The organism is Cupriavidus sp. GW821-FHT07C08, from assembly GCF_059419025.1.
Genome location: NZ_JBWKQZ010000036.1, coordinates 16,637 through 41,168, shown reverse-complemented (window position 1 = coordinate 41,168; position 24,532 = coordinate 16,637). Strand labels below are relative to the sequence as shown.

The 24,532-nt window shown below is 63.1% G+C and carries 25 protein-coding genes; 21 read left to right on the top strand and 4 right to left on the bottom strand.

Going from position 1 to position 24,532, the window contains the following annotated elements:
* Positions 1 to 231 precede the first annotated feature (231 nt).
* The 15 genes from AC07UK_RS32960 (at position 232) to pilV (ending at position 15,087) form a co-directional block, all read left to right on the top strand.
* A complete protein-coding gene (locus AC07UK_RS32960; RefSeq protein WP_492316519.1) occupies positions 232 to 939 on the top strand; it encodes a VirB8 family type IV secretion system protein in 708 nt (235 codons plus the stop codon).
* A 16-nt stretch (positions 940 to 955) separates the two neighbouring features.
* On the top strand, positions 956 to 1,840 hold the full coding sequence (locus AC07UK_RS32955; RefSeq protein ID WP_494687669.1) for a TrbG/VirB9 family P-type conjugative transfer protein: 885 nt from the start codon (positions 956 to 958) through the stop codon (positions 1,838 to 1,840).
* A 14-nt stretch (positions 1,841 to 1,854) separates the two neighbouring features.
* On the top strand, positions 1,855 to 3,114 hold the full coding sequence (locus AC07UK_RS32950) for a TraB/TrbI/VirB10 family type IV secretion system protein (RefSeq protein WP_494687668.1): 1,260 nt from the start codon (positions 1,855 to 1,857) through the stop codon (positions 3,112 to 3,114).
* Between the two features lie 43 nt (positions 3,115 to 3,157).
* Positions 3,158 to 3,925 (top strand): lysozyme family protein, encoded by a 768-nt coding sequence (locus tag AC07UK_RS32945; protein WP_494687695.1) that lies wholly within the window; start codon positions 3,158 to 3,160, stop codon positions 3,923 to 3,925.
* Entirely contained in the window at positions 3,922 to 5,205 is a 1,284-nt protein-coding gene (locus tag AC07UK_RS32940; RefSeq protein ID WP_494687667.1) for a TrbG/VirB9 family P-type conjugative transfer protein, read from the top strand. Before AC07UK_RS32945 ends, AC07UK_RS32940 begins: the two co-directional genes overlap by 4 nt.
* Positions 5,202 to 5,639, top strand: a complete 438-nt coding sequence (locus AC07UK_RS32935; RefSeq protein WP_479944807.1) for a lytic transglycosylase domain-containing protein — start codon at positions 5,202 to 5,204, stop codon at positions 5,637 to 5,639. Before AC07UK_RS32940 ends, AC07UK_RS32935 begins: the two co-directional genes overlap by 4 nt.
* 28 nt (positions 5,640 to 5,667) lie before the next feature.
* Complete coding sequence (locus AC07UK_RS32930) at positions 5,668 to 6,180, top strand: toxin co-regulated pilus biosynthesis Q family protein (RefSeq protein WP_494687666.1); 513 nt, start codon at positions 5,668 to 5,670, stop codon at positions 6,178 to 6,180.
* Positions 6,177 to 7,835 (top strand): type II secretion system protein GspD, encoded by a 1,659-nt coding sequence (locus tag AC07UK_RS32925; RefSeq protein ID WP_494687665.1) that lies wholly within the window; start codon positions 6,177 to 6,179, stop codon positions 7,833 to 7,835. Before AC07UK_RS32930 ends, AC07UK_RS32925 begins: the two co-directional genes overlap by 4 nt.
* 15 nt (positions 7,836 to 7,850) lie before the next feature.
* On the top strand, positions 7,851 to 8,537 hold the full coding sequence (gene pilP, locus AC07UK_RS32920) for a type IV pilus biogenesis protein PilP (protein WP_494687664.1): 687 nt from the start codon (positions 7,851 to 7,853) through the stop codon (positions 8,535 to 8,537).
* Between the two features lie 3 nt (positions 8,538 to 8,540).
* On the top strand, positions 8,541 to 9,779 hold the full coding sequence (gene pilO2, locus AC07UK_RS32915) for a type 4b pilus protein PilO2 (protein ID WP_494687663.1): 1,239 nt from the start codon (positions 8,541 to 8,543) through the stop codon (positions 9,777 to 9,779).
* Positions 9,779 to 11,584, top strand: coding sequence for a GspE/PulE family protein (locus AC07UK_RS32910; RefSeq protein ID WP_494687662.1), 1,806 nt, complete (start codon positions 9,779 to 9,781; stop codon positions 11,582 to 11,584). Before pilO2 ends, AC07UK_RS32910 begins: the two co-directional genes overlap by 1 nt.
* Entirely contained in the window at positions 11,581 to 12,621 is a 1,041-nt protein-coding gene (locus tag AC07UK_RS32905; RefSeq protein ID WP_494687661.1) for a type II secretion system F family protein, read from the top strand. Before AC07UK_RS32910 ends, AC07UK_RS32905 begins: the two co-directional genes overlap by 4 nt.
* A 34-nt stretch (positions 12,622 to 12,655) precedes the next feature.
* Positions 12,656 to 13,156 (top strand): type 4 pilus major pilin, encoded by a 501-nt coding sequence (locus AC07UK_RS32900; RefSeq protein ID WP_439672811.1) that lies wholly within the window; start codon positions 12,656 to 12,658, stop codon positions 13,154 to 13,156.
* Positions 13,157 to 13,352: 196 nt separating this feature from the next.
* A complete protein-coding gene (locus AC07UK_RS32895) occupies positions 13,353 to 13,832 on the top strand; it encodes a hypothetical protein (RefSeq protein WP_494687660.1) in 480 nt (159 codons plus the stop codon).
* 7 nt (positions 13,833 to 13,839) lie between these two features.
* On the top strand, positions 13,840 to 15,087 hold the full coding sequence (gene pilV / locus AC07UK_RS32890; RefSeq protein WP_494687659.1) for a shufflon system plasmid conjugative transfer pilus tip adhesin PilV: 1,248 nt from the start codon (positions 13,840 to 13,842) through the stop codon (positions 15,085 to 15,087).
* 572 nt (positions 15,088 to 15,659) lie between these two features.
* On the opposite strand, the gene AC07UK_RS32885 is transcribed toward pilV, so the two are convergent.
* The 4 genes from AC07UK_RS32885 to AC07UK_RS32870 all read right to left on the bottom strand — a co-directional run bounded on the left by AC07UK_RS32885 (position 15,660) and on the right by AC07UK_RS32870 (position 19,642).
* Positions 15,660 to 16,676: a CAP domain-containing protein gene (locus AC07UK_RS32885; protein WP_494687658.1), complete on the bottom strand. Its 1,017-nt coding sequence runs from the start codon at positions 16,674 to 16,676 to the stop codon at positions 15,660 to 15,662.
* 204 nt (positions 16,677 to 16,880) lie between these two features.
* Positions 16,881 to 17,192 carry a hypothetical protein gene (locus tag AC07UK_RS32880; protein ID WP_494693904.1) on the bottom strand — a complete coding sequence of 104 codons (312 nt, stop codon included), beginning with the start codon at positions 17,190 to 17,192 and terminating at the stop codon, positions 16,881 to 16,883.
* A gap of 84 nt (positions 17,193 to 17,276) precedes the next feature.
* Positions 17,277 to 18,461 (bottom strand): FlhC family transcriptional regulator, encoded by a 1,185-nt coding sequence (locus tag AC07UK_RS32875; protein ID WP_494687656.1) that lies wholly within the window; start codon positions 18,459 to 18,461, stop codon positions 17,277 to 17,279.
* A gap of 11 nt (positions 18,462 to 18,472) precedes the next feature.
* The gene (locus AC07UK_RS32870; protein WP_494687655.1) at positions 18,473 to 19,642 is read right to left on the bottom strand and encodes a hypothetical protein; all 1,170 of its coding nucleotides are present in this window, start codon (positions 19,640 to 19,642) and stop codon (positions 18,473 to 18,475) included.
* 912 nt (positions 19,643 to 20,554) lie between these two features.
* Here AC07UK_RS32870 and AC07UK_RS32865 point away from each other — a divergent pair.
* The 6 genes from AC07UK_RS32865 to AC07UK_RS32840 all read left to right on the top strand — a co-directional run bounded on the left by AC07UK_RS32865 (position 20,555) and on the right by AC07UK_RS32840 (position 24,397).
* A complete protein-coding gene (locus AC07UK_RS32865) occupies positions 20,555 to 20,863 on the top strand; it encodes a hypothetical protein (protein ID WP_494687654.1) in 309 nt (102 codons plus the stop codon).
* Between the two features lie 95 nt (positions 20,864 to 20,958).
* Positions 20,959 to 21,387, top strand: a complete 429-nt coding sequence (locus AC07UK_RS32860) for a hypothetical protein (RefSeq protein ID WP_494687653.1) — start codon at positions 20,959 to 20,961, stop codon at positions 21,385 to 21,387.
* 8 nt (positions 21,388 to 21,395) lie between these two features.
* Positions 21,396 to 22,157, top strand: coding sequence for a hypothetical protein (locus tag AC07UK_RS32855; RefSeq protein WP_494687652.1), 762 nt, complete (start codon positions 21,396 to 21,398; stop codon positions 22,155 to 22,157).
* 18 nt (positions 22,158 to 22,175) lie between these two features.
* The gene (locus AC07UK_RS32850; protein ID WP_479944791.1) at positions 22,176 to 22,751 is read left to right on the top strand and encodes a single-stranded DNA-binding protein; all 576 of its coding nucleotides are present in this window, start codon (positions 22,176 to 22,178) and stop codon (positions 22,749 to 22,751) included.
* 240 nt (positions 22,752 to 22,991) lie between these two features.
* On the top strand, positions 22,992 to 24,065 hold the full coding sequence (locus AC07UK_RS32845; protein WP_494687651.1) for a primase-helicase zinc-binding domain-containing protein: 1,074 nt from the start codon (positions 22,992 to 22,994) through the stop codon (positions 24,063 to 24,065).
* 113 nt (positions 24,066 to 24,178) lie between these two features.
* Positions 24,179 to 24,397 (top strand): hypothetical protein, encoded by a 219-nt coding sequence (locus tag AC07UK_RS32840; RefSeq protein ID WP_479944789.1) that lies wholly within the window; start codon positions 24,179 to 24,181, stop codon positions 24,395 to 24,397.
* Positions 24,398 to 24,532 lie beyond the last annotated feature (135 nt).

The window sequence follows — 24,532 nt, the reverse complement described above, 5'->3', positions numbered from 1 at the left end:
CGATTTCGATCGCGTTATTGCAAATAGGGTGGACTCATGTGCTCGGGGGTAGATGACAGCAACCGGGAGTGCAGGTCAAAGACAAGCGACACCGATGAAGGTGATCACTGACATGGAGTCTCATCGCTAGTGATTTAAGAAAAATTGAAAGCTGTCGAAAATCGCGTACCTTTCGCGGCGCAGTGAGTACCGATTCGCTGGTTCAATAGGCGGCATCCAAACAGGTGCCGCATGCCACTGTTCTCCCGCCGCAACGAATCCAAGAAAGTTCTATCACCCGCGCCGGGCATGTACGCCGGCGAGGACGTCACGCAATTCCTGTTTGACCGCACCGCTCGCGTGATGGTCGAACGCAATCACTGGAAGCTGGCGACGCTCGTGGCCGCTCTGGTGGCCGTGGCAGCCGTGATGACGCGCCAGCCACCGGAGCCGGTGGTGCGCGTGGTAGGCGTCTCGGCCGATGCGAACGGCAAGCCGGTGGCGCGCGAATTGGACGCGTACCAGCCCCAGGCGCTGGAGATCAAGGTCGCCTTCAAAGACGTGGTCACGCGCATGTTCACCATCGAGCCGGTGCTCACGCCGGAGATCGAGGATTCCCGCATCTTCCAGAACATCAACGGCGTGAAGAAGCAGATGGTAGGCGCGGCGCGCAAGCAGTTCGAGGACTGGCTGTCCGAAGACGCACCGTTCCGTGCCATCGCGCAAAGCCCGTCGCTGGTGCGCGAGGTCCAGATCACCAACATCGCCTTGCTGCCGGACAACACCGTCGCGGTGGAGTTCGTCACGTCCACCCGGGACGAAGGCTCGAAGCCGCGCAGGCAGCGTTACGCGATGACCTTCCGCTATCAGATTGACCCGCCGAAAAGCGACGCTGCCCTGACCTCGAACCCGTTTGGCATCTATCCCGTGTTCTTCAGTATCCAGAAGTCCGCCGCCTGAGTTCGCCACCGAAGCCATGTCCCAATCCCTGCGTTCTAAACTTTCCGTCGTTGGCCTTGCTGCGGTCCTTTGCCTGATGCTGTCGGCAGGCCCGGGCTTCTCGGCCGACAAGCCCTCGCGCAAGGCGCCGCCGCCGTTGCCGATGCTCGGCATCGGCGACATGGCCGACGCGATGAACCCGATGAACCCATTCAACGGTGGGGTCGAGCCGATGGCGTTGCCCGGCGACTCGCGCCTGGTGGTGTTCCCCTACAGTGGCGATCAGATCTTCCGCGTGCTGACGGCGCCGCTCAAGGTAACGACCATCGAATTTGCCGCCGACGAGCAGATCGTGGGCGAGCCGGCCTGGGGCGAGAATGTCCGCTGGAGCTTCGAGACCGACGGCGCAAACCACCTCTATGTGAAGCCGAGCGGAGCGGGGCTGGTCAACACGCTGTCGGTCAACACCAACAAGCGCAGCTACGAATTCACGCTGGTGTCCTCGCCATTGGGCGGCATCTTCTATCAGAAGGTGCGCTTCCGGGTGCAACAGCCGTTTGGTGCCAAGGCGAAGGCACGTGCCGATCAGGGGCCGGAGGCGGGTGAAGCTGGTGCCGCCACGCCCGATGCAGTGGCCGTGTCCCCGGACAAGATGAACTTCGACTATCACGTTTCGGGTAGCGCGAACTTCAAGCCCGAGACTGTGTTCGATGACGGCAAGGCGATCTGGATGCGCATGCCGAAGTCGGCCGACTGGCCGGTGGCGCTGGTCAAGGACGGCAGCGATTACGTGGTGGCTAACTTCATCCGGCGCGGCGACTTCCTCGTGTTGCAGCGCATGGCCGAAGAGGTGGCGCTGCGCTCCGGCGATACCGAAGTGACGGTGCAGCGCGGCCGCCGGCGTTTCCTGGGCCTGTTCTGAGCGAGTCGCATACCTTGAAACAGCAGCCCGTGACCGACGTCTCCGACGCTAAAGAGCGCCTCACCAGCGGCAAAGTGCCGCGCAATATCGTCATGACGCTTGGCGTGGTCGCCGCGGTCGTGGTGGGCACGCTCGGGTATTTCTATCAGAGCGGCATGGAGTCGGACCTAGCCAAGGAAGCCGAAGAGAAGAAGGCCAAGAAGCTGCAGGAGCGCACCAGCAACCCGGACAGCGGCGGCCTGGATCAGCTCATCCGTCAGCAGCAGGACGAGGCGCGCAGGCTAGCCGATCTGCAGAAGGGAGAAGGCACCAAGGCCGAGCCGGCCGGCAAGGCGCCGGTCATGACCGCGAAGGATTTCGTGCAGCAGTCCACGACTCCGCAGGCAGGCGAGCTGGCGAAGGCGAACGACATGGATACCATCATGACGTCGCCGATCTTCAAGACGGACGGCAAGGCCATGCGGCGCGATTCAGGCAGGCGGCAGCCGGATCTGAGCGGCGTGACCGACCCGGCGCAGATGCGCGCCCAGCAGCGGGCCGCCGTGGCGGGCATGGACGGCGGCGCGGCCTATGGGGCTGGCATGGCCGGCATGGGCGCGGGTGCAACGGGCGGAACTGATCCCGGCCCCCAGTCGAGCGACAACCAGTTCCTGCGCGGCGCGGCGGCCACGACATTTACCCGCACCGGGTTCGCGGGCAAGCTCGCCCCCTGCACGGTGAGCCAGGGCTTCGTCATCCCGGCTACCTTCGTGGGTGGCCTGAACTCGGACAAGCCGGGGGAGTTTCGCGCGACGGTCACCAACGATGTGTACGACACGGTGCACGGCAACTGCAAGGCGATTCCCGCCGGCTCTACGCTGGTCGGCACGTACAGCAGCGACATTGCCATCGGGCAGGAGCGCATCCTGGCCGCTTTCGTGCGCATGCAGCTGCCCAACGGCAAGTGGGTACCACTGCTCGGGATGGGCGGGGCTGACCCGAATGGCTACGCTGGCATCAGCGGCGACGTCAACAATCATTTCTTCAAGATCTTCACTGGTGCCCTGATTATCGGCGTGCTGGAGCAGCGCTTTAACGTCACGGCGACGGCCACGACGGCCGGCCCCAGCGGCATCACCACTTACGGCAATACCGCCGGGCAGGTCGCTGCGCAAACAGCGCAGACGATGCTGAACCGCAACCAGAACATCCGCCCGACCATCACGACCAAGCCTGGCCAGAAGATGATGGTGCAGGTCAAGCACGACATCGTGCTGGAGCCTTACCGTGACTAGCCGGGTGAGACGACTTGCCTTGGCCGCTCTGCTGGCGCTGACCATGACTGGCGTCGGTGCCCAGACCATCGAGGCGATGGTGAGCCCTACTACCGTGCTGGTGCGGGAAGGCGCGGCAGCGCGCATGGTGTCGTTGCCGGGAAAGCCTGTCCTCTACTGCGGGCTGGATCCATTTCTCGGATGGTCGGCGCGGATGATTGGTGCGGGGCTGCGCCTGGAGCCCGGCAGGGAGCCGGAAGTCGAGGCAAATGGGCAGCGGCTGGCGTTGACCACAGTGCTTGCCCGCGACGGCTGGCTGCGCCCCGAGCGGCTGGATGACGGCGCGCAGGTGGCGCTGGTCGAGCGCCGCGGTGGCTGGGCGTGCGCGCCCAAGGTCGAAGCCTTCGCGCAAATGAGCACTAAGGTCGATCCGCGCATCCTGGCCGGCATCGCCATGAACGAGTCAGCCTATCGGGGGCGGCCGTGGCCATGGACGCTGAACGTCGCCGGGCGTGGCATGTTCTTCGCCTCCCGAGAGGACGCGCACGCCGCGATCGAGCGCCTGCTTGCCGCCCGGCGTTGCGACTTTGACGTGGGGATCATGCAGATCAACTGGTGCTACCACGGCAAGCGCTTCGCGTCGGCATGGGACGCACTGAGTCCCGCAACCAACATTGGCGTGGCCGAAGCGATCCTCATTGACAACCTGCAGCGCAGCGGCTCCGCAATGAAGGCCGTCGCCTGGTACCACAGTGCCAATCCGGCGCGCGGCGGCCCGTACTTTGCCCGATTCCTGAATCACTTCCAGCAACTGAAGGCCCCTCAACCATGATGAAGCCGCTTCTGATCTCCGTGCTGGCCCTGGCGGCGAGCGGCGCTGCCGTCGCGGCGGACACCGATCCGCTGGACTTCGACTATCAGGTGGTGGCGCGTGCGAGTGACCGCCCGGCCCTGATCTTCAACGATGGCATGTCCACCTACATTCAGCCGCGTCGCGGTCAGGCCGTGTCGGCAGACGGTGCGCAGCAAAGCGGTCCGTACTGGGTGATTGACGGCGTGCCCGATGTCTTGCGGTACTCGGTCAATGGCCAGACGGTTGAGGCGCGCTGGAAGCGCGCCAATGGCTTCACGGCCGAACCGGCGAACCCAAGCGGCGACCTTCCGCGCAGCCTCGCTGGCATCTCGGGTCGGCTGGCGGTGATCGGTGAGTACACCACGCTGGCTGTGGTGCGTGCAGGGCGGTCGTCGCTGCCTCTGGCGCAGATGATTAAGTCCATCGCCCCGGCAGGCTGGACCGGCACGGCGCAGAAGGACATTCCCCTGACCGAGGATGTCCCGGTTGAACTGAACGGCGGTGAGAACTGGCTGCAGGCGCTGTCACGCGTACTCGAGCGTCGCGGCCTTTACGCCGAAGTGGACTTCACCCGGCGCAATATCGCACTGCGTGCCGTGCCACCGAAGAGTTTCTCGGTGGTGGGCGAGCCGTCCAGCGGGGCAGCAATGGCCGGATCGCTCCAAGCCTCTGCCGCGACAGCGGTTGCAGCGGTTGCAGCTGTTGCAGCTCCAGCAGCACCAGCGCCGTTGGCAGCAGCCGGCACACCGTTGCCAGAGGGGCCTACCCTGGCCTCTGCATTCGGCGCGGTGGCGATCCGTGACAACAAGCAAGGCCGGATCGAGATCAGGTTCGAGCAGGAGCCCAAGGACCTGGGCCTGCGCGATGCGTCTGATAGCAAGATCTGGACGAAGTGGGATGAAGCTCAGCGCGTCCTGTCGTTCGCGACGGTTGACCAGTTCACGGCGACGGCGGGCGGGAAATCCGTGGAGGTGAAGCGCACCCCGGAAATTACCTATGAGTTTTCCCGTCAGAACAGCGCCGGGCTGGATATGGTCTTCGAGAAGGACGGTGCCACCTACCTGAGCTTTGCCAAGTCGATGTTGAGCGTTTCCGTGTTCGGCGATGACCACCAGCGCAACGGTGAGCAGAAGGACCGCTATTACAAGTTCGACGGCATTGCCGCGCGCCTGACAGTGATCGCCGACGGTAACGTGGTCTATGTGGATCGCGTGCCGCAAGTGCGGTTCAAAGAGCAGCCTGGAAAGGTGGCGCTGTGATCCGCACGACGATCGGAGCGTTGCTGGCCTCGGCCTTGCTGGCCGGTGCAGCCCAGGCCGACTGTCTTGACGATGCCGCAGTCTTCCATGGCGTCAGCTCGCCCCTGTTGCGGAGCATTGCGATGCAGGAGTCGGGAATGAAGCCGTGGGTCACGAACCGAAATGCCAACGGCTCCGAAGACATTGGTCTCATGCAGATCAACACGATTCACCTCCCGCGGCTCGCCAGGTACGGCATCACGCGTGCCCACCTGTTTGACGGCTGTACGAATGCCTACGTCGGTGCGTGGATTCTGCGCGAGAACATCCAGCGCTTCGGCCCGACCTGGAAGGCGGTCGGTGCCTACAACGCGGCATCGCCCGACAAGCAGTTGCGGTACGCCAACCAGATTCATGCGCGGTGGCAGGCGCTGCAACGCGCCGCCTTGCGGTAGTTCCTTCAGATCAATCGGAAGCCTAGCTATGTGCCAATCCAACCGAACCCTCCGCATTGCCGTCACCGCGGCGTCGCTACTGAGCGGCTTGAGCCTCGCGCCGGCAGTGCATGCCTCGCAACTGTCGAGCGACGGCTGGCAGCAACTGCAGCCGGCGCGGATCAACAAGGCCGCAATCGACCAGACATTGCTGGCCGCGAATACGTCCTCGCTGACCGCAGCATCGGTCCCAACCAATACGCCGGCATTGGCAGTTGCCGCTTCGGGCGGCGCTCCGGTGGTCGGCGACCTGTTCCGCCTTGTCAAAGGGCAGGCGCTTCAACAGCAGCTTCAGAGCTGGGCCGCCAGGGCGGGCTGGACAGTCGCATGGAATGTTCCGGACGGCTGGATCGTGCCGGGCGACAAGGACTACGGGAGCGACTTCGAAGGCGCTGTGAAGCGCGTTGTCGAGGAGCTGGCCAGCAACGGTGCAGACGTGGTGGGGGATAGCTGGCGCGGCAACCGCACGGTGATCATCAGCCAAAACGGAATGGTGCAATGAAGATGCAAAGCAAACGCTATACCGCCGCTGCCGTGGCGACCGCCACGCTGCTATCAGGATGCGGCGTGATGGAGACGCGCAATGTGCAGAACGCCATCGGCAGCGAGGCGCATGCGCGTTACGCCGACGCGCCTCGCAGTCGCCCTGTGTTTCGGGTGCATGAAGGCGCCTGGTTGCTGGGCGAGAAGATCCGCGCCAGCAAGCCTCAGCCGGACATCTACGGCAAGCATGTGATGTTCAAAGGCACACTTGGTTCGTTGAACGAAGCCGTCAACTGGATCGCACAGAGCGTCGGCGTGCGCGCGACTCTGGATGTGTCGGCCGTTGCGTCCACAGCCGCCGGTACGCCGGCGCAGCCCGCTGCCGCGGTACGGCCAGGCGGTCCAATCCCCATGGGCGGAGCGCCGCGTGTGGTAGACCTCGCCGCACCATTGGGCAGCGTGTCTGCTGGCCCGGCCGCCAGTATCGCCTCGGTTATGCCGTTGACGCTGCGGTACGACGGCAACTTCAAGGGCTTTCTGGATGCAGTTGAGGCCCATTTCGGCGTCTGGTCCCGCTACAACGACGGCACGGTGACGTTCTTCAGGACGGAAACTCGGACCTTCATGCTGCCGAGCCTTGCCGACGCCTCGTTGATGAACGGATCGATCACAACGTCGGACAGCAGTTCTGGCGGGATGGCAGGCGCTTCAAGCAATGGAGGGAGTGCTGGCGGCAGCGGCGGCAGAAGCGGGCAGTCGATGAGCATGTCCATCGAGATGAAGCCTTGGGAAACCCTCCAGACCACCGCGAAGGCAGTCGCCGGCGCGAGCGCTGAGGTCGTTGTTGACAAAAACCTTGGCACCCTGACGGTCACTGGCGACCCCGTGCAGTGCGATCGCATTGAGCAGTTCGTGAAGAGCCTGGCAGCCATGTATGGGAAGCAGGTGGCCATCGATGTGCAGGTCTACGACGTCCGCGTGACGCGGGAGGACAACTATGGTCTGAATCTCTCGCTCGCCTACCAGAGCTCCAGTGGAGGCACCGGCGTATCGTTCAATTCGGCAAGCATGCCGGCAGTTTCTGGCAGCGCCTCGCCCATGAACCTGGGCGCGACGATCATGAGCGGGCCGTTTGCTGGCAGCAAAGCCGTGGTCCAGGCGCTTTCGACGCTTGGCAATGTGTCGCAGGTGGTGTCGCGCTCGGGCGTTACGCAGAACGGCAAGGTGCTGGCGCTGCAGACTGCAACCCTGCAGGACTATGTGTCGCAGTCGCAAACGACGCTCGCCTCGAATGTAGGTTCCACCAGTTCGATCCAGACCGGCACGGTGACTTATGGCTTCACCAGCAACTTCCTGCCCAAGGTCGTTGACGGGCGAATCCTGATGAACTTCGACATGACGCTGTCCGACCTGCTGCCGCTGGAGCGGTTCAACTCGGGCGGGACCTCGAACCAGACCAGCGTCCAGCTGCGCACCATGCCGACCAATCGGTTCACACAGTCGATCACCCTGAAGCCGGGCGAATCACTGGTGCTGACGGGGCTGCGCAACCAGAAAGTGACGACGACCAATAACGGGATTGGCGAGCCCTGGATGGCAGCGCTCGGCGGCGGGGTCGGCGCCAGCAAAGGCGACACGGTTATCGCGATCGTGATCTCGGCCCGCCTGCTGTAACACAGAGACCACACCATGCAGAAACTCGCATTCAATCTTCGTTGGGCTCCGCCCGCGCTGGCTGTTGCCGCAATCGTTGGCCTGTCGGCATCCTTCTCGGCCAACGCGCTGCCGGCGACGTCGAATTCCGTCTCGGCGGCGATCGCATCGGCTGGGGGCGGCGCGGTGACGTCGCAACCGGCCTCCGCCCCGGCGGCGCTGGCCAAGACCGACACTCCGACAACTGGCGCCGGCAGTGCCGCTACCGCCGCGATGGCGGCAACGGTGGCCGAAAGTACCCAGCCGTCGCGCCCTTCCGACGCCTCGGAGCTGGCGGTGTTGCAGTCGCAGATTGCCCTATGGAAGGCACGCGCCGAGATCGCCAAGTACAAGGCGGAAGTCAGGCGCGCGGAGGACTCGCTGGCGGCCGCGCCCGCGGGCGTGCCCGCGCCGCCGGCAGGGGGGGCGCCCTCGATTTCGTTGGCTGGCCCGATGCCGTCGGGCGGCGTTGCCGAACGGGGCCCGCGGCTTGCCTCGGAAGCGCCCCGACTGATTTCGTTGCGCGCTTTCGATGGTCACTACAACGCCTTGATGGATGTCAACGGGCGCACAGTTCCGGTCCAGGCTGGCGACACGCTGGATGGCGGCTGGAAGGTCGTGAGCATCGACGACGGTGGGGTAAAGCTTGCCAACGGGAAGCGCGTGCGCGCTCTGAGGCCCTGAGCCATGGCGGACATCCTGTCATTCCCCGGGCTGAAAGGCGGCTTCGCCATCGGGCTGTCCTGGCAACACGAAGAGGAGCAGCCGCGCAGGAGCGCCCTGCGAGCGAAAGCGCTGGAGCTGGGCCGCAACGTGCGTTGGGGCGTGGTGCATCAAAGCGCGGAAGGTGCCGTCCAGAGTGGCTTCTGCGAAGCCATCGCCGGCGCGAAGCCGGCCGCATTGAAGCCGCTGGCCGCCATTGTGGCCGGCCAGCACCGTCAGCCATGGATGGGGCTCTTTCACCTGCACGGAAGCCGCTACTGGTACATCGCGGTCCGGCAAGGACACGCCGTCATTGCGGGTGGTGATCGGGTTGGCTCGCTGGAAGAGTTGACTACGCTCCGCGAGCGGCATCGTGCCTTGGGGGACTGGACGGAAGTCGAGGGCACGCTGCGCGATCTCGCGAGCATGGCGCGCGCTTCGAAGGGTGTGTCGGTACTGCGAGATGTCCAGTCCGGCCCATGGAAATCGGCCGCCTATCCGGTCGCTGCAGTCGCTGGCGTGGCGGCCCTTCTCGCGGGTGGGTGGTACTGGTATGACCAGAAACAGGAGGCCGAGCGCGAGGCGCAGCTGATGCGCCAGCGTGCGATCGTCGCCGCGCAGCGCGCCAATGAAGCTGCCCGGCAACAGGCGTTGCCTTGGGTGGCAGAGGCCACGCCGACGGCCTTCCTGCAGGCGTGCCGGCGGGCGTGGGACCGGCAGGCCCTGGCGGACGCCGGGTGGACGCTCGCCACCTGGCGCTGCAAGCCTGCTACCACGACGACCCTGACGATCGAGACCGGCTGGAAGCGGGATGGCGGGGTGGCTGCCAATGCCCCAGGCGTGCTTTCGGCGGACGGCAATCAGGCGAACGCCACGGCGCATGCGCCGGCTGTCTTCCTGCCATCCTCGCGCGCGGTCAACGCGCCTTCTGTGGCGCAGCGGTCGATGTGGACGTACGCGCAGGGCAACGGCTTGAGCTTGCAACTGACCATGCCGCCCGCGCTGCTCCCTGCAGACGGAAAGTCCCCGGCTGACCCGTGGCTGGCAATGTCGGCGGACATCGGCTTCGGCGCACCGCCATGGCTGTGCGCCGGTGAGGGCCTGGACGCTGTGGCCGGCTTGCGCCTGACGGAAGTCAGCTATGAAGCGGCCGCCCAGGCATGGAAGGGAACCGGGAAGCTGTACGCAATGCGGGACAGCGCGTCGCTGCCCGCGAGGAATTGATGATGCTCGCGACAATTACGCGCCTGTGGCGCAGTCCACGCAAGGAGTCGGCAACCGGCATGGCATTCCCCATGCGGGCCGAGCCATCGGTGAAGACGGATGTGCTGAAGTTGCCACCGCCGCCGGATGTCCTGGATCCGCATGTCCTGTATCCACGCAGTCTGCCCGCAACCTTCGACCGTGTTGCCTGTAACCTGGGCCACTTGACGGCGGAGCAAGCGGCGGCGCTGCGTCAGCGCGCGTCGGAAAGCGGGCTCTACGTCGAGGATCTTGCCAAAGGGCTTGGCCTGACCGATGACAACGTTCAGGAAGTGCTGGCGGTGCACGCTTGTGAAGTCTATGTGGATGCGCGGCACTTCGGCACCCCGCGGCTTCTGACGTGGGAGGCCAAACTGCGGCGCAACGGCGCAGCCCCGCAATTGCGCAAGGTGTCCGCGCAGGAGCTGGCCGTGCTGCGACAGCAGCGTGGCTCCGGCCAGCAGCTGGATACTGACCTGCAGACCTTGAGCTTGGCGCGGCGGCTGATCGCGGATTGCGCTGTCCTGATCGCCTCGGACATTCACATTCTGGTCCGCGAGCACCATACCGAGATTCAGGTACGGATCAAGGGCGACCTGCGCACGATCTCGGCCTTGTCGATGCGCCGGGAGGAAGGGGAACGCCTGATTCGCGCCATGTACACCGGCTTGGCCACTGTGAAGGCGGCCACCTACAACCCGCTGGACGTGCAGGACGCCCAGATCGCGGGCGATGCGCTGCCGGGCACTGGCATTTCGAGCGTGCGGATTGTGCGCGGACCCGCTTACCCGGTAGAGAGCGGCGGCGGCTTTCTCGTGGCGCGGCTGCAATATCGTGAGCACCACGAGGGAGCCCGCAAGGCTGACGCCATCGAGGCGGCGAAACGTCTGGACTTGCGCATCCCCGAGGCCTCGGCCAGCGCGTTCAAGCTTGGTCAGATGGGATACACGCCGCTCCAGGTGGAGCTCGTCTCGCAACTGCTGCGTCGTCCCATGGGCGTGATCGTCGTGACGGGTCCGACTGGCAGCGGCAAGACGACGACGCTCTTTGAGTGCACCCGCCATCAAGCGCGGCTATTCCCCCAGAAGCGCCTTATCACCATCGAGAACCCGACCGAGTATCCGATGGACTGGGCGATCCAGCTTGTTACGGAAAGCGAACGATTTCCCGAGATGCTGCGCATGACGCTGCGGATGGACCCGGATGTCATCCTGCTCGGGGAAATCCGGGGTGTAGAGGAGGCCATCGCCACACTGCAGGCCGCTGCCACGGGTCATTTGGTGGCGACCACCCTGCACGTCACCGATCCCTTTGAAACCTTCTCGCGCCTGGCGATGTTGGATCACGTGCGACTGGCGATGGAAGTCATCTGCAATCACAACCAGATTATCGGTCTGATTGCACAGCGGATTGTTCCGCTGCTCTGTCCCGAATGCGCCGTTCCACTCGAAAGCGCGCAGGCAAATCTGCCGGACTACATGCTGCGCGCGGTGCGCTCATGGGGAGATACGTCTGCCGTGCGAGTCCGTGGGGCTGGCTGCGATCACTGCCATGGCGAGGCGATCATTGGCCAACAGGCGGTGGCTGAGGTCGTGGTGGCCAGTGAGGCGCTGATGCAGGACTGCATTGAGCACGGCGTGTTGGTCGCGAGGCGGAACCACCGGGCGCGGCCTGGTTCCGACAAGCCGATGATTGCCCATGCGATGGATCTCGTCCTGACCGGCCGGCTTGATCCGGTGGACGCCGAGCGTAGTGTTGACGCAATTCCAATGCGGGAGGAATCGTGAGCGGACTGTCATGGGCAATGCGGCGACGCCTGTATCAGCAGGCATCCAGCCAGTTGGAGAACGGGCTGACCCTCGCCCAGATTCTGGACGATTTCCGAGAGCGGCAGGCCAGGCGCGGACGCAAGCGCGCGGCAGACGCTGCACACGAGGTCGGTCGCCAGGTCCGGGACGGCAAGACCCTGATGGCGGCAATGGGTGCGAGCCTCAGCGACCTTGAGCGAAGCGTGCTGGACGCGGGCGAGAAGGCAGGGCAACTGTCGGACGCGATGCGGCTTGTACTGGACGTGCGGGATCTGACGACGCGCCTTCGCCAGAAACTGCAGGCGAGCTTCTTTGCGCCCGCGGTGTACCTCGTGACGCTCTACGTGGTCTTGTTGCTGATCGGTGGCTACATCGTGCCTCAGTTCCTTGACGTCCTGCCGCTCGAAAAGTGGACGGACTGGGCCTATGCAATGTACTGGATGGGGCAGCTGGCGGTAGGGTGGCCGGCGCCAGTGATCTTCGGAGGCTTGGGTGCGTATGCCCTATGGAGCTGGTGGGCACTGTCCAGATGGACCGGCCGGGGCAGGCGGTTCAGTGACCAGCACGTGTTCCCCTTCACCGCATACCGGGAGATCACCGGCTTCACCTGGTTGATGTCGTTTGTCGCGCTGCTGCGGGCGAACGTTCCTGATATCGCCGCGCTGGAGGGACAGATCGGCTCGGCATCGCCGTGGCTGGCGTCTCGCCTGCGGCCGATTCGGCTCGGGCTGGCCGATGGCCTGGACCTGGCGGAAGCCATGCGGCAGACCGGGAACGGTTTTCCGTCTTTGGACCTGATCGACGAAATCGGAGCGTATGCGGGCTTCGACGACTTCACGGAGAAGATCACGGTGGCCGTGCGGCAAAACGCAGAGGTCATCGAGCGGCAGCTGCTTGCGAAAGGGATGGTGATGTCAGCAGTCTTCACCGGCCTGATGTTCCTGGCCTTCGTGGTGCTGCAACTCGGCTCCAACTCTCTCTCATCGATCCTCACGTCCTCGATGGGGCAGTTCTAACCTACGACAGTTTCAAACTCAAAAGGGGTATCACATGGATGGAATTCTCGGGCGCATCGTCGCCATCGTTTTGGGCCTGCTCGCACTGGTAGGCATTGCTTATGCCGGCTACAACGGCTTTCAAAGTCACAAGGCCGGCGTCGTTGCGACGAACATTGCGCAGGTGATTACGAACGCCCGTGCCGGGTTCTCGCAGGGCAACAACGGCTACACGAACTTCACGACGGCGAACGCTCCAGCGATGATCACCGGCGGGATGTTTCCGACGGACATGGTCCGCGGTACGACGCTGGTCGATCCGTGGGGCAACGCAGTCACGCTGTCGTCGGCCAACAACGGCTCCCAGGGCGTCATCACCTTCGGCGGGGGCAACGCACAGACGGCGAAGCAATGCGTGAGCGCGGCTCTTGGCCTGAAGGACTACGTGACGTTGACGGTAGGCTCCACGACGTTCAATCAGAACAACATGCCCGACCAGGCCACTGCAGGCGCGGCGTGTAGCGCTACTGCGACCTTCGCGCTCACCTTCCAGTAAGCAAGCAGGGCGGCCGCCGCAAAGCAATGCGTGAGCGCAGCCCTTGGCCTCAAGGACAAAGTATCGCCGGTCGTTGGGACCACAACTTTCACGCAGGCTGCCTTGCCAGACCGAGCGACCGCGGGCGCTGCGTTCAGTGCAACCGCTGCCTTCACGCTCACCTTCCAGTGAGGTCGAGGTCCCCAGGAGAAATGTCATGGGTTTCCTGATCATGCCGATCGCCACGGTCCTGTTCTGTCTTGGGGTCGTGGCCCAGCTTGCGCAGCTGTCGCAGGCGGCACCAGGTGCCGGTGTGCCCGGGCGCATGGAATCGGTCGCGACTGTTACGGCACAGCAGGCGCAGGCCTACGGCGCAGCCTGCATAGCGACTGCCGGCGCTACGCCCGGCCTGGTCGGGGCGAGTGTGCTGCCGGTGCTGCCGGCGGGCATGACGACCCCTGCCGGCGCGGGCTGCATGGCCGTGGCCAACCCCGCCGGTGGGCGCGACGTGTACGGGTATGTGCGCGTGTCCTCAGGGGCGGGCGGGTCGCTGCTCGGCACCACCCAAGGCAGCCTGGCGTGGTTCCGCGTCCGCAGTCAGGGCACGGCCGTCAATCTTGCTACCGGCATGGCTTACAGCGTGCCAGCGAACATTCCCATTGGGGCGCTGGTCCACTGGGTCCAGCTGAACACCTGAGAAACGCATGGAAGCGATCCTCGGATATCTCATCGCGCTGATGCTCTCGATGCTGAGCCTTGCTGGCTTTGCGACGTGGGCGAAAGCTGGCGTCACGAACGTGCAGACCGCAGCCGCGGCGAGCCAAATGCTGGTTTTTGACAAGGCGGCCCTGCAGTTCGTGCAGGACGAAGCCGCAACGCTGGTCGCCCAGGCCACGGCGAGTGTGCCGGTATCGGTCACGACGACGATGCTGGTCAATGGTGGCTATCTGCCCGCCGGATTCTCAGCGACGAACGTGTTCGGGCAGACGTGGCTACTTCAGGTCCTGCAGCCAACGCCAAACAACCTGCAGGCGCTCGTCACATCGCAGGGCGGCCGTGCCATCACGGACACGCGCCAACTGGTGCAGATCGCCGCACAAGCCGGTGCGCAGGGCGGCTTCGTGCCTTATGCGGGACAGAACGGCGATCCAACGATGGTGTCCTCCAAGGCCTATGGGGCATACGGCGCATGGCAGGTGCCGCTGGCGAACTACACCAACCCGGGAAGCGGCCGTCTGGCGTCGTTGCTGGCATTCGCCGGCGCGCAGGCTAACAACGGCTATCTGTACCGGGTACAGGTTCCGGGCCATCCCGAGCTGAATCAGATGCAGACGTCGATCGATATGGCCGGCAACGACGTCAACAACGCTAGGCGGGTAACCGCAAACACGTCGCTGACGAGTGGGGGCGAGACCTACCTCACCAATACCGGCAGCCCCGGCGCGGCCTGCAGCGTCGATACCTCAGCCCGTAGAAGCACCACAGGCACTGGTTTCGTGATCTGCTCCGGCGGAATCTGGCAGCCCGTTGGTACTGCGGTGGCAAACGTCTTTGAAGGTATGTGGTGCGGAAACAATGGCCAGATCGCGACAGGAGGAACGAACATCGGCTACGTCTGCAAGGGCAACCGATATGTCGCGTTGAACAACGCGCTGGGGAATTTGTCGATCACGCGCAAGTTCGAAAACGTGACGGATGGCATGACGTTCTCCAAGGATAACTGTCCTGGTGGCACCGCATGGGCGCTATACACGCCTAAACAAGAAATGGTGAATATCACGGGCTACGTGATGCCGCCGATTCAAGGAACGTACTTTTCGATGAACGACTACGGTACCTACTGGTACGCGCAGGCTAGCGCTATGTCGCCAGCCGCGTGGTATGGCGGTAATGATACCGGCGCGCTTGGGGGCCAGCTGGTTGGCACCGTCACAACGGGCTGTATGTTCTAGAAACATCGGATGGATCTATGAAGCGTTTTATTCTGGCGTGCGTTCTGGCTACTGAGGTCGCCGCGGCTAACGCACAGCTGTATTCGTACCCAGCGCCGCCGATGACCGTCGCAGACTGCAAAGGTGGACATATCTGGAGGATGAAGAACGGATTACCTACCTGTGGATTCGCGGATCCGCCGCCTCCGCCACCCCCGCCACCGCCCCCGCCCCCACCGGCATGCCAGTATGAATACAAACGCTTCGCCATCTATATCGGCGATATGGGCTATTGTTCAGCAGATGGCGGCTGTTCGGGCACGGGATACATGATTTACTACGGAGGCGCCATTGTCGCGAGTGAAATGTGGGTTGACACATGGGATTGGCCCTCTCTTAACGCTCGCGCCGTTGCCGCCATCGCAACAACTGGATACAGCCTCGGCAGAGGCCTTGGGACCGAAATAGGCAATGGCAATAACATGGGAGTCTCCATTAACGAAGTCTGCCGGTAGAAAGACGGAATAGCTACCTCAAAGAGAAAGGCCCCCGCAGGGGCCTTTCTTGCTTTCGGTGCCTACATGCAGCGAGTCTTAGAACGCCGTGAAGCTCCACGACTTGGTGATCGCCACGCCGTTGCGCGCGCCGCTGAAGGTAGCGGTGTAGGTGCCTGCGGCAAGCGGTTGCGTCGGCAGCATGAAGACCACGCCAGCGTAGAGATTCTTGTCCTCGATCGCGCTGGCCACGGAACCGGCCTTCGCCTTCGACGGAACCAGCACGCGCACCGGGATGGCGGCGCCACCAGGCCCGCTCAGCGTGAAGCTGGAAACGGTCAGCACATCATTGGCGTCCGGGGCCGGTACACGGAACATGATCGGGCGCCCTGCGCTGGTCAGATCCGGTGCCGGATTCGGCGACTCGGCGGCGGGCGTAAATCCACCGTAGACGGTTTCATTGTCCACCGGGCTGTATGCAACGGCGTTGCTGGCCAATTGCTGGCCACCCCACTGCGGCAGACCGTACCCGCTCCCGTTGGCGCCGGTTACGACACCGAAGTTTATGACGCAGTACCCATCACGCGCTGCAAATCCGACGGATTCTTGGTTCCCGGTGATAGCCTGCAAATGGTAGACGGTATCCTTGAAGTCGCCAAGACAGTCGGTAGAACCGCTTGCAACCTGCCCGATCCACTGGTTCTTGTTACCACCAGCTGCAACAACTTGGTCGTATGGATTAACGCCTGTAAAGCCAGCGCTGCCTGCCACTTCGAGATGCCCTCTGGTGCCATTCGTTTTCATGTACCCCAGATGGTTGTCCGCGGCGACATCGAGGGCAGTATCCTGCTTCAAGGCACCAACGCCCATCTTGATCCGATAGTCGTTCAGGGCATTGAACGCTGCCAGGCGCAAGTCACCTCCGGGGTAGGAGGAAGCCGGGGCCGTTGTCGCGGGCGGTATCGACGTTGGTTCCTGGGGAGTCGTCGGCGTGGTAGGGGGCGGGCTTGCCTGCTTGGACCCGCCGTCGTCGCCACCGCCGCCACCGCAGGCGGCCAGCGCGAGCAGCGAGGCGAGGGCGAGTGCGGAGAGGCCAGGCTTAATCATCGTTTTCATTGTTTTTCCTTCTCGTGATTTGAAATTTTATCCTACCGTCTTGAATCGAAAGTCAAGGCTGCGGCACGGGACGCGAGCTAGTCACGCGGGCAGCCACGCGTGACAATTGGAGTTAATCGGCATAACGGCGCATGGCTGCGAGACTTGAGAACGGGACGGATCAAGTCCGCTCGCCCGCCTCGTTAGAAGTCTCGGGGACTGGCCTTAGCTGTCGTAAAGGTAGGAGCCGCAGTGGTTGCAAAGATGCTGGTCGCGATTGGACAGCAGACCGCTGTTGCGCCACATCCGAATGCTGCCGGAATTGCAATGGGCGCAGGCGATGCCCCGGTTGGTACGGCAATGCGGGTACTGCGCCAGGTATTGCTTCAGCGAGACGCGCTTCTGGCGTGTGACAAACAGGAGGACGAATGGCGTGGCGAGGGTCAACACATACGCCAGCGCGCCCCAAAGCCAGGGATTCCTGCCACGACGGTGGGCAAGGTAGGCCGTGTAGAGAATGCACAGCCCTTGAAACATCCAAAATCCGTAGTCCAAGAGACCTCCCTTAGGATGCTGGTGACATGGCGTGTCAGCGCACGCCCCGTTGGTCGTTGGGGGGTGTCAGCGCTTCTTCTTGCGCGGCCGCGTTCGCCCGACCCGTCCCACGTTCGGGGACGTGAGTGTGCCGCTACAGCTTGGGCACAGGACCGAATGCGCGAGGTCGCCGCTCGCGGTCAGGTATGCGGTGCTGCAGGTGCGGCATGCGCGCACATCCAGATCATGCTCGGTTGCCATTGAGCGCAACAGGTGGAATGCCCGGTCGGCGGTAACCTTGGACTCATCGCCGAACATGTGCCTGCCAGTATCGACCGCGGAAATGAACGCCTCGGGAATCGTGGCACCCGTCGCAAACGCAGAGCGGAACAGCCAGAGATGGAACGTTGATTGCAAACGCTTCCCAGCGGATTCCAGGTACCAACCGGACGAGGTTGGCGAATGACCGGACGGCGAGGATTCGCCATGGATGCGGAGATACATCTGGCGCACCGTCGTGACGTTCATATTGAACAACGATGCGACGCCTTTGGCGCGGCACTTGAAGTAGACGAACGCCTCGGCATAGGCTTCCTGCAGTGGACGCGCCATCCTAAGACCGCCCCAAGCGCCGGAGTGCGGCAGCTTGTCGGCTTTTACCGGAGAGTGCACCATCAGGTAGTGCGCCATGACTTCACAAGACAGACGACCCGCGCTGGCTTCGGCCCAGAACATGGGATTGGCGAAGCGCCACTTAAACAGCGGGATCGCCCGCGACGAGATCGCGAGTTCCACGCGGTGCTGCGGAAGCGTGCGCAGGTACTCGGCCAGTTCGTTGGAGATGCCAAGGAGCGGTGCGGCGAGCACCGACATATTGAGGACGTCGTACAGGGTGCCCACGTAGAGCCGGTTGTACTGCTCCAGCAGCATCTTGTCCACCGGCGTCAACTCGGGAGTCGCCATTGCCAACCTGTCAAAGGTCAGCGTTGACGTGGAGCCTTCAGTAAAACAAGCCCAGTCTGCCGGTGTTTCCAGGGTAGGCGCGAAGACGAGAAACGGCGAGCCAAGAACTGTTGAAGACTGCCCGACGCTGTCACGCAAGGCCTGAATATCATCCTTCTTCGCGCCAAATATCGCCTCGAACATGGGCTTCACGGCGAGGGTATTGACCACCGCGGTGGACAGGCGCAGGTTTGCTGACAGTGTGCGATCCCGCACCCATGCGGGATGCAGGAATTGCTCGTGAAACGTTCTGGTGTGGCGTCGTGTCATTTTGGTGTCTCTCAAGCGGCCTTTGCTGCGGCGAGCAGTTCCTGGTGGAAGGTGGCCACCGAAGCGGCCAGGGAGGCGAGCGTGCTGCGATGGTCGCGCAACTCGCGAGCCTGCTGGCAAGATTGAAACTTTCCGCGTAGCGCGTCGAAGTCCGCAACGAGGCCGTCGAGGCGCAGGCCGATATGGCGTTCAGCAGGTGGCGCGCTTAGCGCCGGAGCGGGTGACTCGTTGGCAGCGATGGCCTCCCGCGTGCTGGCGAGTTGCGCCTCGGATGCCTGAAGCTCGCTGGTCACCTGTTGCAGCCGGGCTTGGGCGTCTTCGATGGCCTGTGTCACGGACGTGTAGCCCTCCGGAACCACTGGCACCTCCTTGACGTCGACGCGGATCTTCATATCTGCGAGCTGGCGCTGCAGGTCGGTCTTCTCCCGGTTGACCTTCTCGACAGCCGTCTGCAGGGCGTCGACGTTTGCGCTCTGTGAGGCGAGGGCAGTCTGGGCCTCCACAAGGGCGGCTTGTTGGGCCTCGGTACTCCGGCCGGCGGAGGCGATCTGCTCTTTCAGGTACTTCAGTTCGAACTGGTATTGATCCTGCTGCGCCATGCTGGCCGAAAGTTCTTCCTCGGTGCCGGCAAGCTGGGTCTCCAGCGTCTCCATCTCCGCGGTCAGTGCGCGGTAGCGGTCAATGAAGGGCAAGATTTCGCTCCGGCTGAACGATTCGTTTGCCTTCTTGGCCTTGACGACTAGCGCAACTTCGTCTGCCGTGATGTCGAGCCGCTTGAGGGTGTTCAGTTCGCCGACATTCAGGAAGGTCAGCGCATCGTTGTTGTGCATGAAGCGCTCGTAGATTTGGACGTAGCGCTTGGCCGACCACTTGGGGATCTTGAGCGAGTGCTCCGCAAATCGGTAGAGCAGCGTGCGCGCTTCATTTGCCGCCTGGGCCGGGTCAGAGCGGTGAGCGGTCAGCGATGTGCACATGATGTGCTGGATCTGTGCGAGCCGAGAACCGATCATTACGTGCTCGGAGAAGATCCGCTCACGCGCAATGGCAATCTCTTCGCCCGCCTGGACGATCCTTGCGATTGCGGTCTGGTCAAAATAGGGGGTCAGTTGCTCACGTGCCAGGTCCAGAATGGACGGCTGGCGGGAGCTATCCGTCAGTTCAAATTTGCTTTTCTTATCCATGTTCTTGTCATAGTGAAGGCGGGCCGAGAGCGGGAGCTTGACCCTTTCCTCACCCTAATGGATGGTGAAAGAAGTCAAGTCAACGCATCGCGCAGCACAGAGGTTAAGGCGACTTGCGACACCTCTTGCGGTCATAAGCTCGCTTTTTTGGGGCCCTTTACCTTGTCAAGGTGTAAAGCGCAGCGATTTCGCCCCTCTTTTATCGGCTCAACATGCATAGGTGTTAACACTCATCCCACTTGCGTGGGGTGTGGCACATAGGCGCGCCCGAAAGATGTGTGTGTAACCGGCAGGCTTGGGAAGGCTATCGGCCGCTGTTGTATGCAGAGAAGGGGGCGAGCACATGAGTCCACCCTACTAGCGATAACAGTGCGAAATCACTCGCGTTACCACAAATAGGGTGGACTCATGTGCTCGGGGTGCGCAGAGGCCCATGGGCGCACCCGAAGCCGGATGTGTGTGTAACCGGCAGGCTTGGGAAGGCTATCGGCCGCTGTTGTATGCAGAGAAGGGGGCGAGCACATGAGTCCCACCCTACTAGCGATAACAGTGCGAATTCACTCGCGTTACCGCAAATAGGGTGGACTCATGTGCTCGGGGCGCGCAGAGGCTCCGACCCTTTCCCGTTTCGGTCAGGGCCCTTGCTGGCGTCTGGGTTTCTGCGCTACTATGGGTCCACTTCTCGCGTCCCTGACGCATCGACTTCGACAAGCAGTTCCAGGCCTCCTTGGCTTGCTTCGTCCCCGTAGTTCACTTCCCTCGCGATTTCCCCTTGCGCAGCGCCTTTGCTCGATGCCCAGGCATCCGGCAAGCGCGTTGCCGCTCCAAGGATTCCTTGCTCACTTGAGCATCGAATAATCGCCCGACCTTCCTGTCGGGAAATCCCATTTACTGTTTTCAAGAGAGAAAACCATGGAATCCTTGGCCAATTTGCTGCGCTCGCCTGTCCGCCTGTTCTTCACGCTGATGGCGATTTACGTGGCATCACAATCAGCAGTCTGCGGTCTCTTCCTCGCGATTGTTGGGGCGTCGTGGTGCTATCACAAGATCTTCGGCCGTAAGCACGCTGTGCCGACGCCGCAAGATGTGGTCATGCCCAAGCCGCAAGCTGCAACTGTTGCAGAACCTGAGCAATCGCAGACGCGACAAGCGCCTGTGTATGCGAAGTCCCCTGTCGTTGTCCCGTTGAAACGTCAAGACGCTGCCCGTCGCAGCGCCTGACCTGCTCCGCCCTCGTGTGAGGGCGGCCTATCCACCTGTCGTGGGAACCTTGTTCCCACCGGCAGGTGGGCTAGGGTTCCCGCTCGGAGAACCCTATGGAAATGAAACCCGCCGCCTGGCAACTCGATTTCTTCGGGGACGCCGCGTCTGTTGTGAACGATCCTCCCAAGCGCGACCCGCTGCCCGATCCGATGTATTGGAGCGAGACCGTGCGCGACCAGATGATAGATGCGCTCATCAGTCTCGCCTGCGACAGCCGTCGCGGTGACAACCTGCCCGAGTCGCTGGCTGACTGCGCTGAACTGCTGCGTGCGCGCATGCAGGGCAAGGCAGTCGAGAAGGACGACTTCGACATGACGCTTGGCTGGATCTTCGGCTACTGGGACGGGGCATTGCCCTATGCCTATGTCTGCGCCGTCACTGGCGTCGATCCCGAGGTTCTGCAGGACATCATCCTCAATCACCCCCGTCTCAAGCGCGACCTGGAGGAAGTTCGCCGGATGCGATGTGGCACGCTGCTGTAGGAGTTGCCATGGCATTCATCCAGCGACTCCTTGGCGCCCTGCACGACGCCCTACAGCCTCACGCAGCCGAAGCCGTTCCAGCCGGCGCGCAAGCCGTCGGTACCGGCTCGCGCAACGAGGTTCACATCGAGATCGGCGGCGTGCCGAATCTCTTCCGAGACGAAGGCGAGCGCATCGTTCACTTCGTTGCTGCCTTCGACCCCCGCCCGACCGCGACGCGCTTCGGCCAGAAGCTGCTGCCTGATCCAGTTCCCTACTGGAGCGTGGCAGGGGAGCATCCTGGCGCGAAACTGTCCGGCGTCATCGCCACCGCCATCCGCGCGCACGCCACGCCGGCGGCGCGCTCGGACGTGCCGACCGGCAACGGCGCTTTCCAGTCCCCTCATGAGACCCAGCCCAGTGCCCAGCGAGCGGCACCCGCTTTGCCGAAGACAGCAGCAAGACGCGAGCCAGGCACCGCGGCGCATCGTGGCACGATCGCCTTCTGGGGCGAGGCTGAATTCCCTGACCGCAAGCGCGTCGGCGGCACCTACACCTCGTTCGCACTAAAGCTGGAAACGGCGACAGGCGTTGAAACGCTGCAAGGCGAGGGGCTCAAGGACGCCATCGCGGAAACCGGTTGCCAACTTGGCGACCTGGTGGAGGTGCGGCGGCTGAAGAAGGTCAAGGTTCCGGCCTTCCACCGTAGATCGGGGAAGCCAAAACTCGATAACAACGGCCAGCAGATCCTGTGGGACAAGTGGCTGTGGTCGATAACCCGTTCAGATTAATCAATAAGGAAATTTTCCATGGCATCCGTCAACAAAGTCATTCTCGTTGGCAACCTCGGGGCTGATCCCGAAGTGCGTTACCTGCCCAGCGGTGACGCCGTCACCAACATTCGAATCGCCACCACCGACCGCTACAAGGACAAGCAGAGCGGGGAGATGAAGGAAGCCACCGAGTGGCACCGGATCTCGTTTTTCGGCAAGCTCGCTGAGGTCGCGGGCCAGTACCTGAAGAAGGGCTCATCGGTCTATATCGAAGGCCGCATTCGTACCCGCAAGTGGCAGGATCAGTCCGGCCAGGACAAGTACAGCACCGAGATCGTTGCCGATCAGATGCAGATGCTTGGCAGCCGCCAGGGTGGCAGCACCGGTGATGACGATGGCTACGGCCAACAGTCGTCCCGTCAGTCGCAAGGTCAGCAGCCGGCCCGCCAGTCGCAGGGCGAGCAGGGCGGCCAGCAGCGCAGGAGTGCGCCACCGCGTCAGCAGCAAGCGCCATCGAACGGGTTCGCGGACATGGATGAGGATATGCCGTTCATGCGCCCTGCGGCGCTCGATGGGATTCCGTTCCGCTACGACGGTGCGCCGATGCACTGAGCACCGGAAAAGTCCGTAGTCCCGCCCCATTCTCCACGTTGTATCGCTACTGCTGCCGGCTCGCGCCGGCGGCAGTGGTCCCTTCCTCTTCCAGCCCGGTCCCGGGCCGTCCATACCCCATCCCACCCGCGATGCGCCATGCTGAAAAGACCCTCTGGCTCGGCCGGGGTGTCCTTTGAGCAAGCGAGTTTCCCCGCCTGTCTCAGGCATCGACCAACCACTCCAGTTCGGAGGCATCCCATGACAAGCCTCAGTGATATCGTGAAGCATTGGACGCCCGCTCAATGGGACGCCCTGATCATGCAGTACCTGCCGGCGAACGTCCTGACGGACAAGTTCTGGCGCGGCAGGCCAGGCCCGTGCCCCATCTGTGGGGGGCATGACCGATTTACCTACGACAACAAGCGTGGTCGCGGCGACTGGGTCTGCCGTCAGTGCAAGGACGGCCATCCCATGGCTGGCGACGGTCTGGAGCTCATTCGCCGCTCATCAGGCATGTCGTTTGCCGAGCTGGCCAGGGAGCTGGAAGGCAATCGGCCGCCGCGCGTGTTGCCGCAATCAGCGCGGCCGGCGTCACCGAAGGCAGCCATGTCGGACGAGGCGAAGGCCAAGCGAATCCAGCGCGTCTGGACCAGCGCCACGCCGTTGGTGCCGGGCGATGCCGCGATGCGGTATCTGGCCGCTCGCATCCCGGGCCTTGCTGCCCCTTGTCCGAGTGCGCTGCGGCTGGCGACGATGGACTACCGGTACGACGGCGTTCTGATAGGTCGCTATCCGACGATCGTTGCGCAGTTCACGCTGCCCGATGGCCGCATGGCGACGGTGCACCGCACGGCGCTGGACCCGGCTAAGCCGGCTAAGGCGTATATCGTGACCGCTGACGGGGAAATCCTGCCGGCCAAGCGCAATGACGTCTCCGCGCTACCCACCGCCGGCGGGGCAGTCCGTCTCATGCCGCCGCGCGATGGAGTGCTGGGTGTGGCCGAGGGGCTGGAAACGGCCTACGCCGCCCACATGCTATTCGGTGTGCCTACCTGGTACTGCCTGAACCGCGTGTTGCTCAATCGGTTCGTGGTGCCGCAAGGTCTGGGCATCCATACGCTGCATGTGTTTGCTGACTTCGATGAAATTGATCCGAAGACAGGAAAATCGCCTGGCATGGCGGATGCCTTGGCTCTGGCCAAGCGCGTGCGCAACGAAGGGCTGACGGTTCACGTGCATCGCCCGATGGTGCGCGGCACGGACTTTTGCGACCAGTGGCTGACCGCCAACCGTTTGCAAGGCATTGCTGGCCCGCGCGCAGTCTGCGCTTAAACCAGTCGTTGTTATTGCCGGCTCTCAAGGCGGCACCTCTTTCTCACTCTGCCCCGCGGGTTCTTGCCCGCAGGGGAGAACCCTTGCGGCAGCTCATTTCTTGGAGTTCTGCTATGTCGTTCAAAGGGTTCAGTGTCATCGTCGGTCGCTTGCAAATCCGCGCCATGCGGGAACTGGCGTCCGGCACCGTACCGGCCTGCCAGTCGGATGCCGAGGCTTACCATGTCTACCGTCGCAATGCCGACGGCTCGACTCAACTTCAGCACACCGAAGTGGATTTCGATGCCGCATTTACTTACTGCGCCGGCCGGCAACGACCGACTCTGCACTGACAACTACCCCATATAAAAAGACCCGGCGATGCCGGGTTTTTTTTTGTCCGCTCACTTCTTGCGGAGCGCCATGACAACTCTCAGCGCGGCTTCCCACAGGCAAAAGCCGATGCCGATCGTCAGCAGAAACTTGAA

Excerpts from the sequence above, each read along its gene's own strand:
- AC07UK_RS32855 (WP_494687652.1), top strand. The coding sequence starts at position 21,396 with ATGGCATTCATCCAGCGACTCCTTGGCGCCCTGCACGACGCCCTACAG.
- AC07UK_RS32860 (WP_494687653.1), top strand. The coding sequence starts at position 20,959 with ATGGAAATGAAACCCGCCGCCTGGCAACTCGATTTCTTCGGGGACGCC.
- AC07UK_RS32930 (WP_494687666.1), top strand. The coding sequence starts at position 5,668 with ATGTGCCAATCCAACCGAACCCTCCGCATTGCCGTCACCGCGGCGTCG.
- AC07UK_RS32940 (WP_494687667.1), top strand. The coding sequence starts at position 3,922 with ATGATGAAGCCGCTTCTGATCTCCGTGCTGGCCCTGGCGGCGAGCGGC.
- AC07UK_RS32870 (WP_494687655.1), bottom strand. The coding sequence starts at position 19,642 with ATGGATAAGAAAAGCAAATTTGAACTGACGGATAGCTCCCGCCAGCCG.
- AC07UK_RS32900 (WP_439672811.1), top strand. The coding sequence starts at position 12,656 with ATGGATGGAATTCTCGGGCGCATCGTCGCCATCGTTTTGGGCCTGCTC.
- AC07UK_RS32875 (WP_494687656.1), bottom strand. The coding sequence starts at position 18,461 with ATGACACGACGCCACACCAGAACGTTTCACGAGCAATTCCTGCATCCC.
- AC07UK_RS32885 (WP_494687658.1), bottom strand. The coding sequence starts at position 16,676 with ATGAAAACGATGATTAAGCCTGGCCTCTCCGCACTCGCCCTCGCCTCG.
- AC07UK_RS32945 (WP_494687695.1), top strand. The coding sequence starts at position 3,158 with ATGACTGGCGTCGGTGCCCAGACCATCGAGGCGATGGTGAGCCCTACT.
- AC07UK_RS32865 (WP_494687654.1), top strand. The coding sequence starts at position 20,555 with ATGGAATCCTTGGCCAATTTGCTGCGCTCGCCTGTCCGCCTGTTCTTC.
- pilV (WP_494687659.1), top strand. The coding sequence starts at position 13,840 with ATGGAAGCGATCCTCGGATATCTCATCGCGCTGATGCTCTCGATGCTG.
- AC07UK_RS32925 (WP_494687665.1), top strand. The coding sequence starts at position 6,177 with ATGAAGATGCAAAGCAAACGCTATACCGCCGCTGCCGTGGCGACCGCC.
- AC07UK_RS32880 (WP_494693904.1), bottom strand. The coding sequence starts at position 17,192 with ATGTTTCAAGGGCTGTGCATTCTCTACACGGCCTACCTTGCCCACCGT.
- AC07UK_RS32955 (WP_494687669.1), top strand. The coding sequence starts at position 956 with ATGTCCCAATCCCTGCGTTCTAAACTTTCCGTCGTTGGCCTTGCTGCG.
- AC07UK_RS32850 (WP_479944791.1), top strand. The coding sequence starts at position 22,176 with ATGGCATCCGTCAACAAAGTCATTCTCGTTGGCAACCTCGGGGCTGAT.
- AC07UK_RS32845 (WP_494687651.1), top strand. The coding sequence starts at position 22,992 with ATGACAAGCCTCAGTGATATCGTGAAGCATTGGACGCCCGCTCAATGG.
- AC07UK_RS32960 (WP_492316519.1), top strand. The coding sequence starts at position 232 with ATGCCACTGTTCTCCCGCCGCAACGAATCCAAGAAAGTTCTATCACCC.
- AC07UK_RS32910 (WP_494687662.1), top strand. The coding sequence starts at position 9,779 with ATGATGCTCGCGACAATTACGCGCCTGTGGCGCAGTCCACGCAAGGAG.
- pilP (WP_494687664.1), top strand. The coding sequence starts at position 7,851 with ATGCAGAAACTCGCATTCAATCTTCGTTGGGCTCCGCCCGCGCTGGCT.
- AC07UK_RS32840 (WP_479944789.1), top strand. The coding sequence starts at position 24,179 with ATGTCGTTCAAAGGGTTCAGTGTCATCGTCGGTCGCTTGCAAATCCGC.
- AC07UK_RS32895 (WP_494687660.1), top strand. The coding sequence starts at position 13,353 with ATGGGTTTCCTGATCATGCCGATCGCCACGGTCCTGTTCTGTCTTGGG.
- pilO2 (WP_494687663.1), top strand. The coding sequence starts at position 8,541 with ATGGCGGACATCCTGTCATTCCCCGGGCTGAAAGGCGGCTTCGCCATC.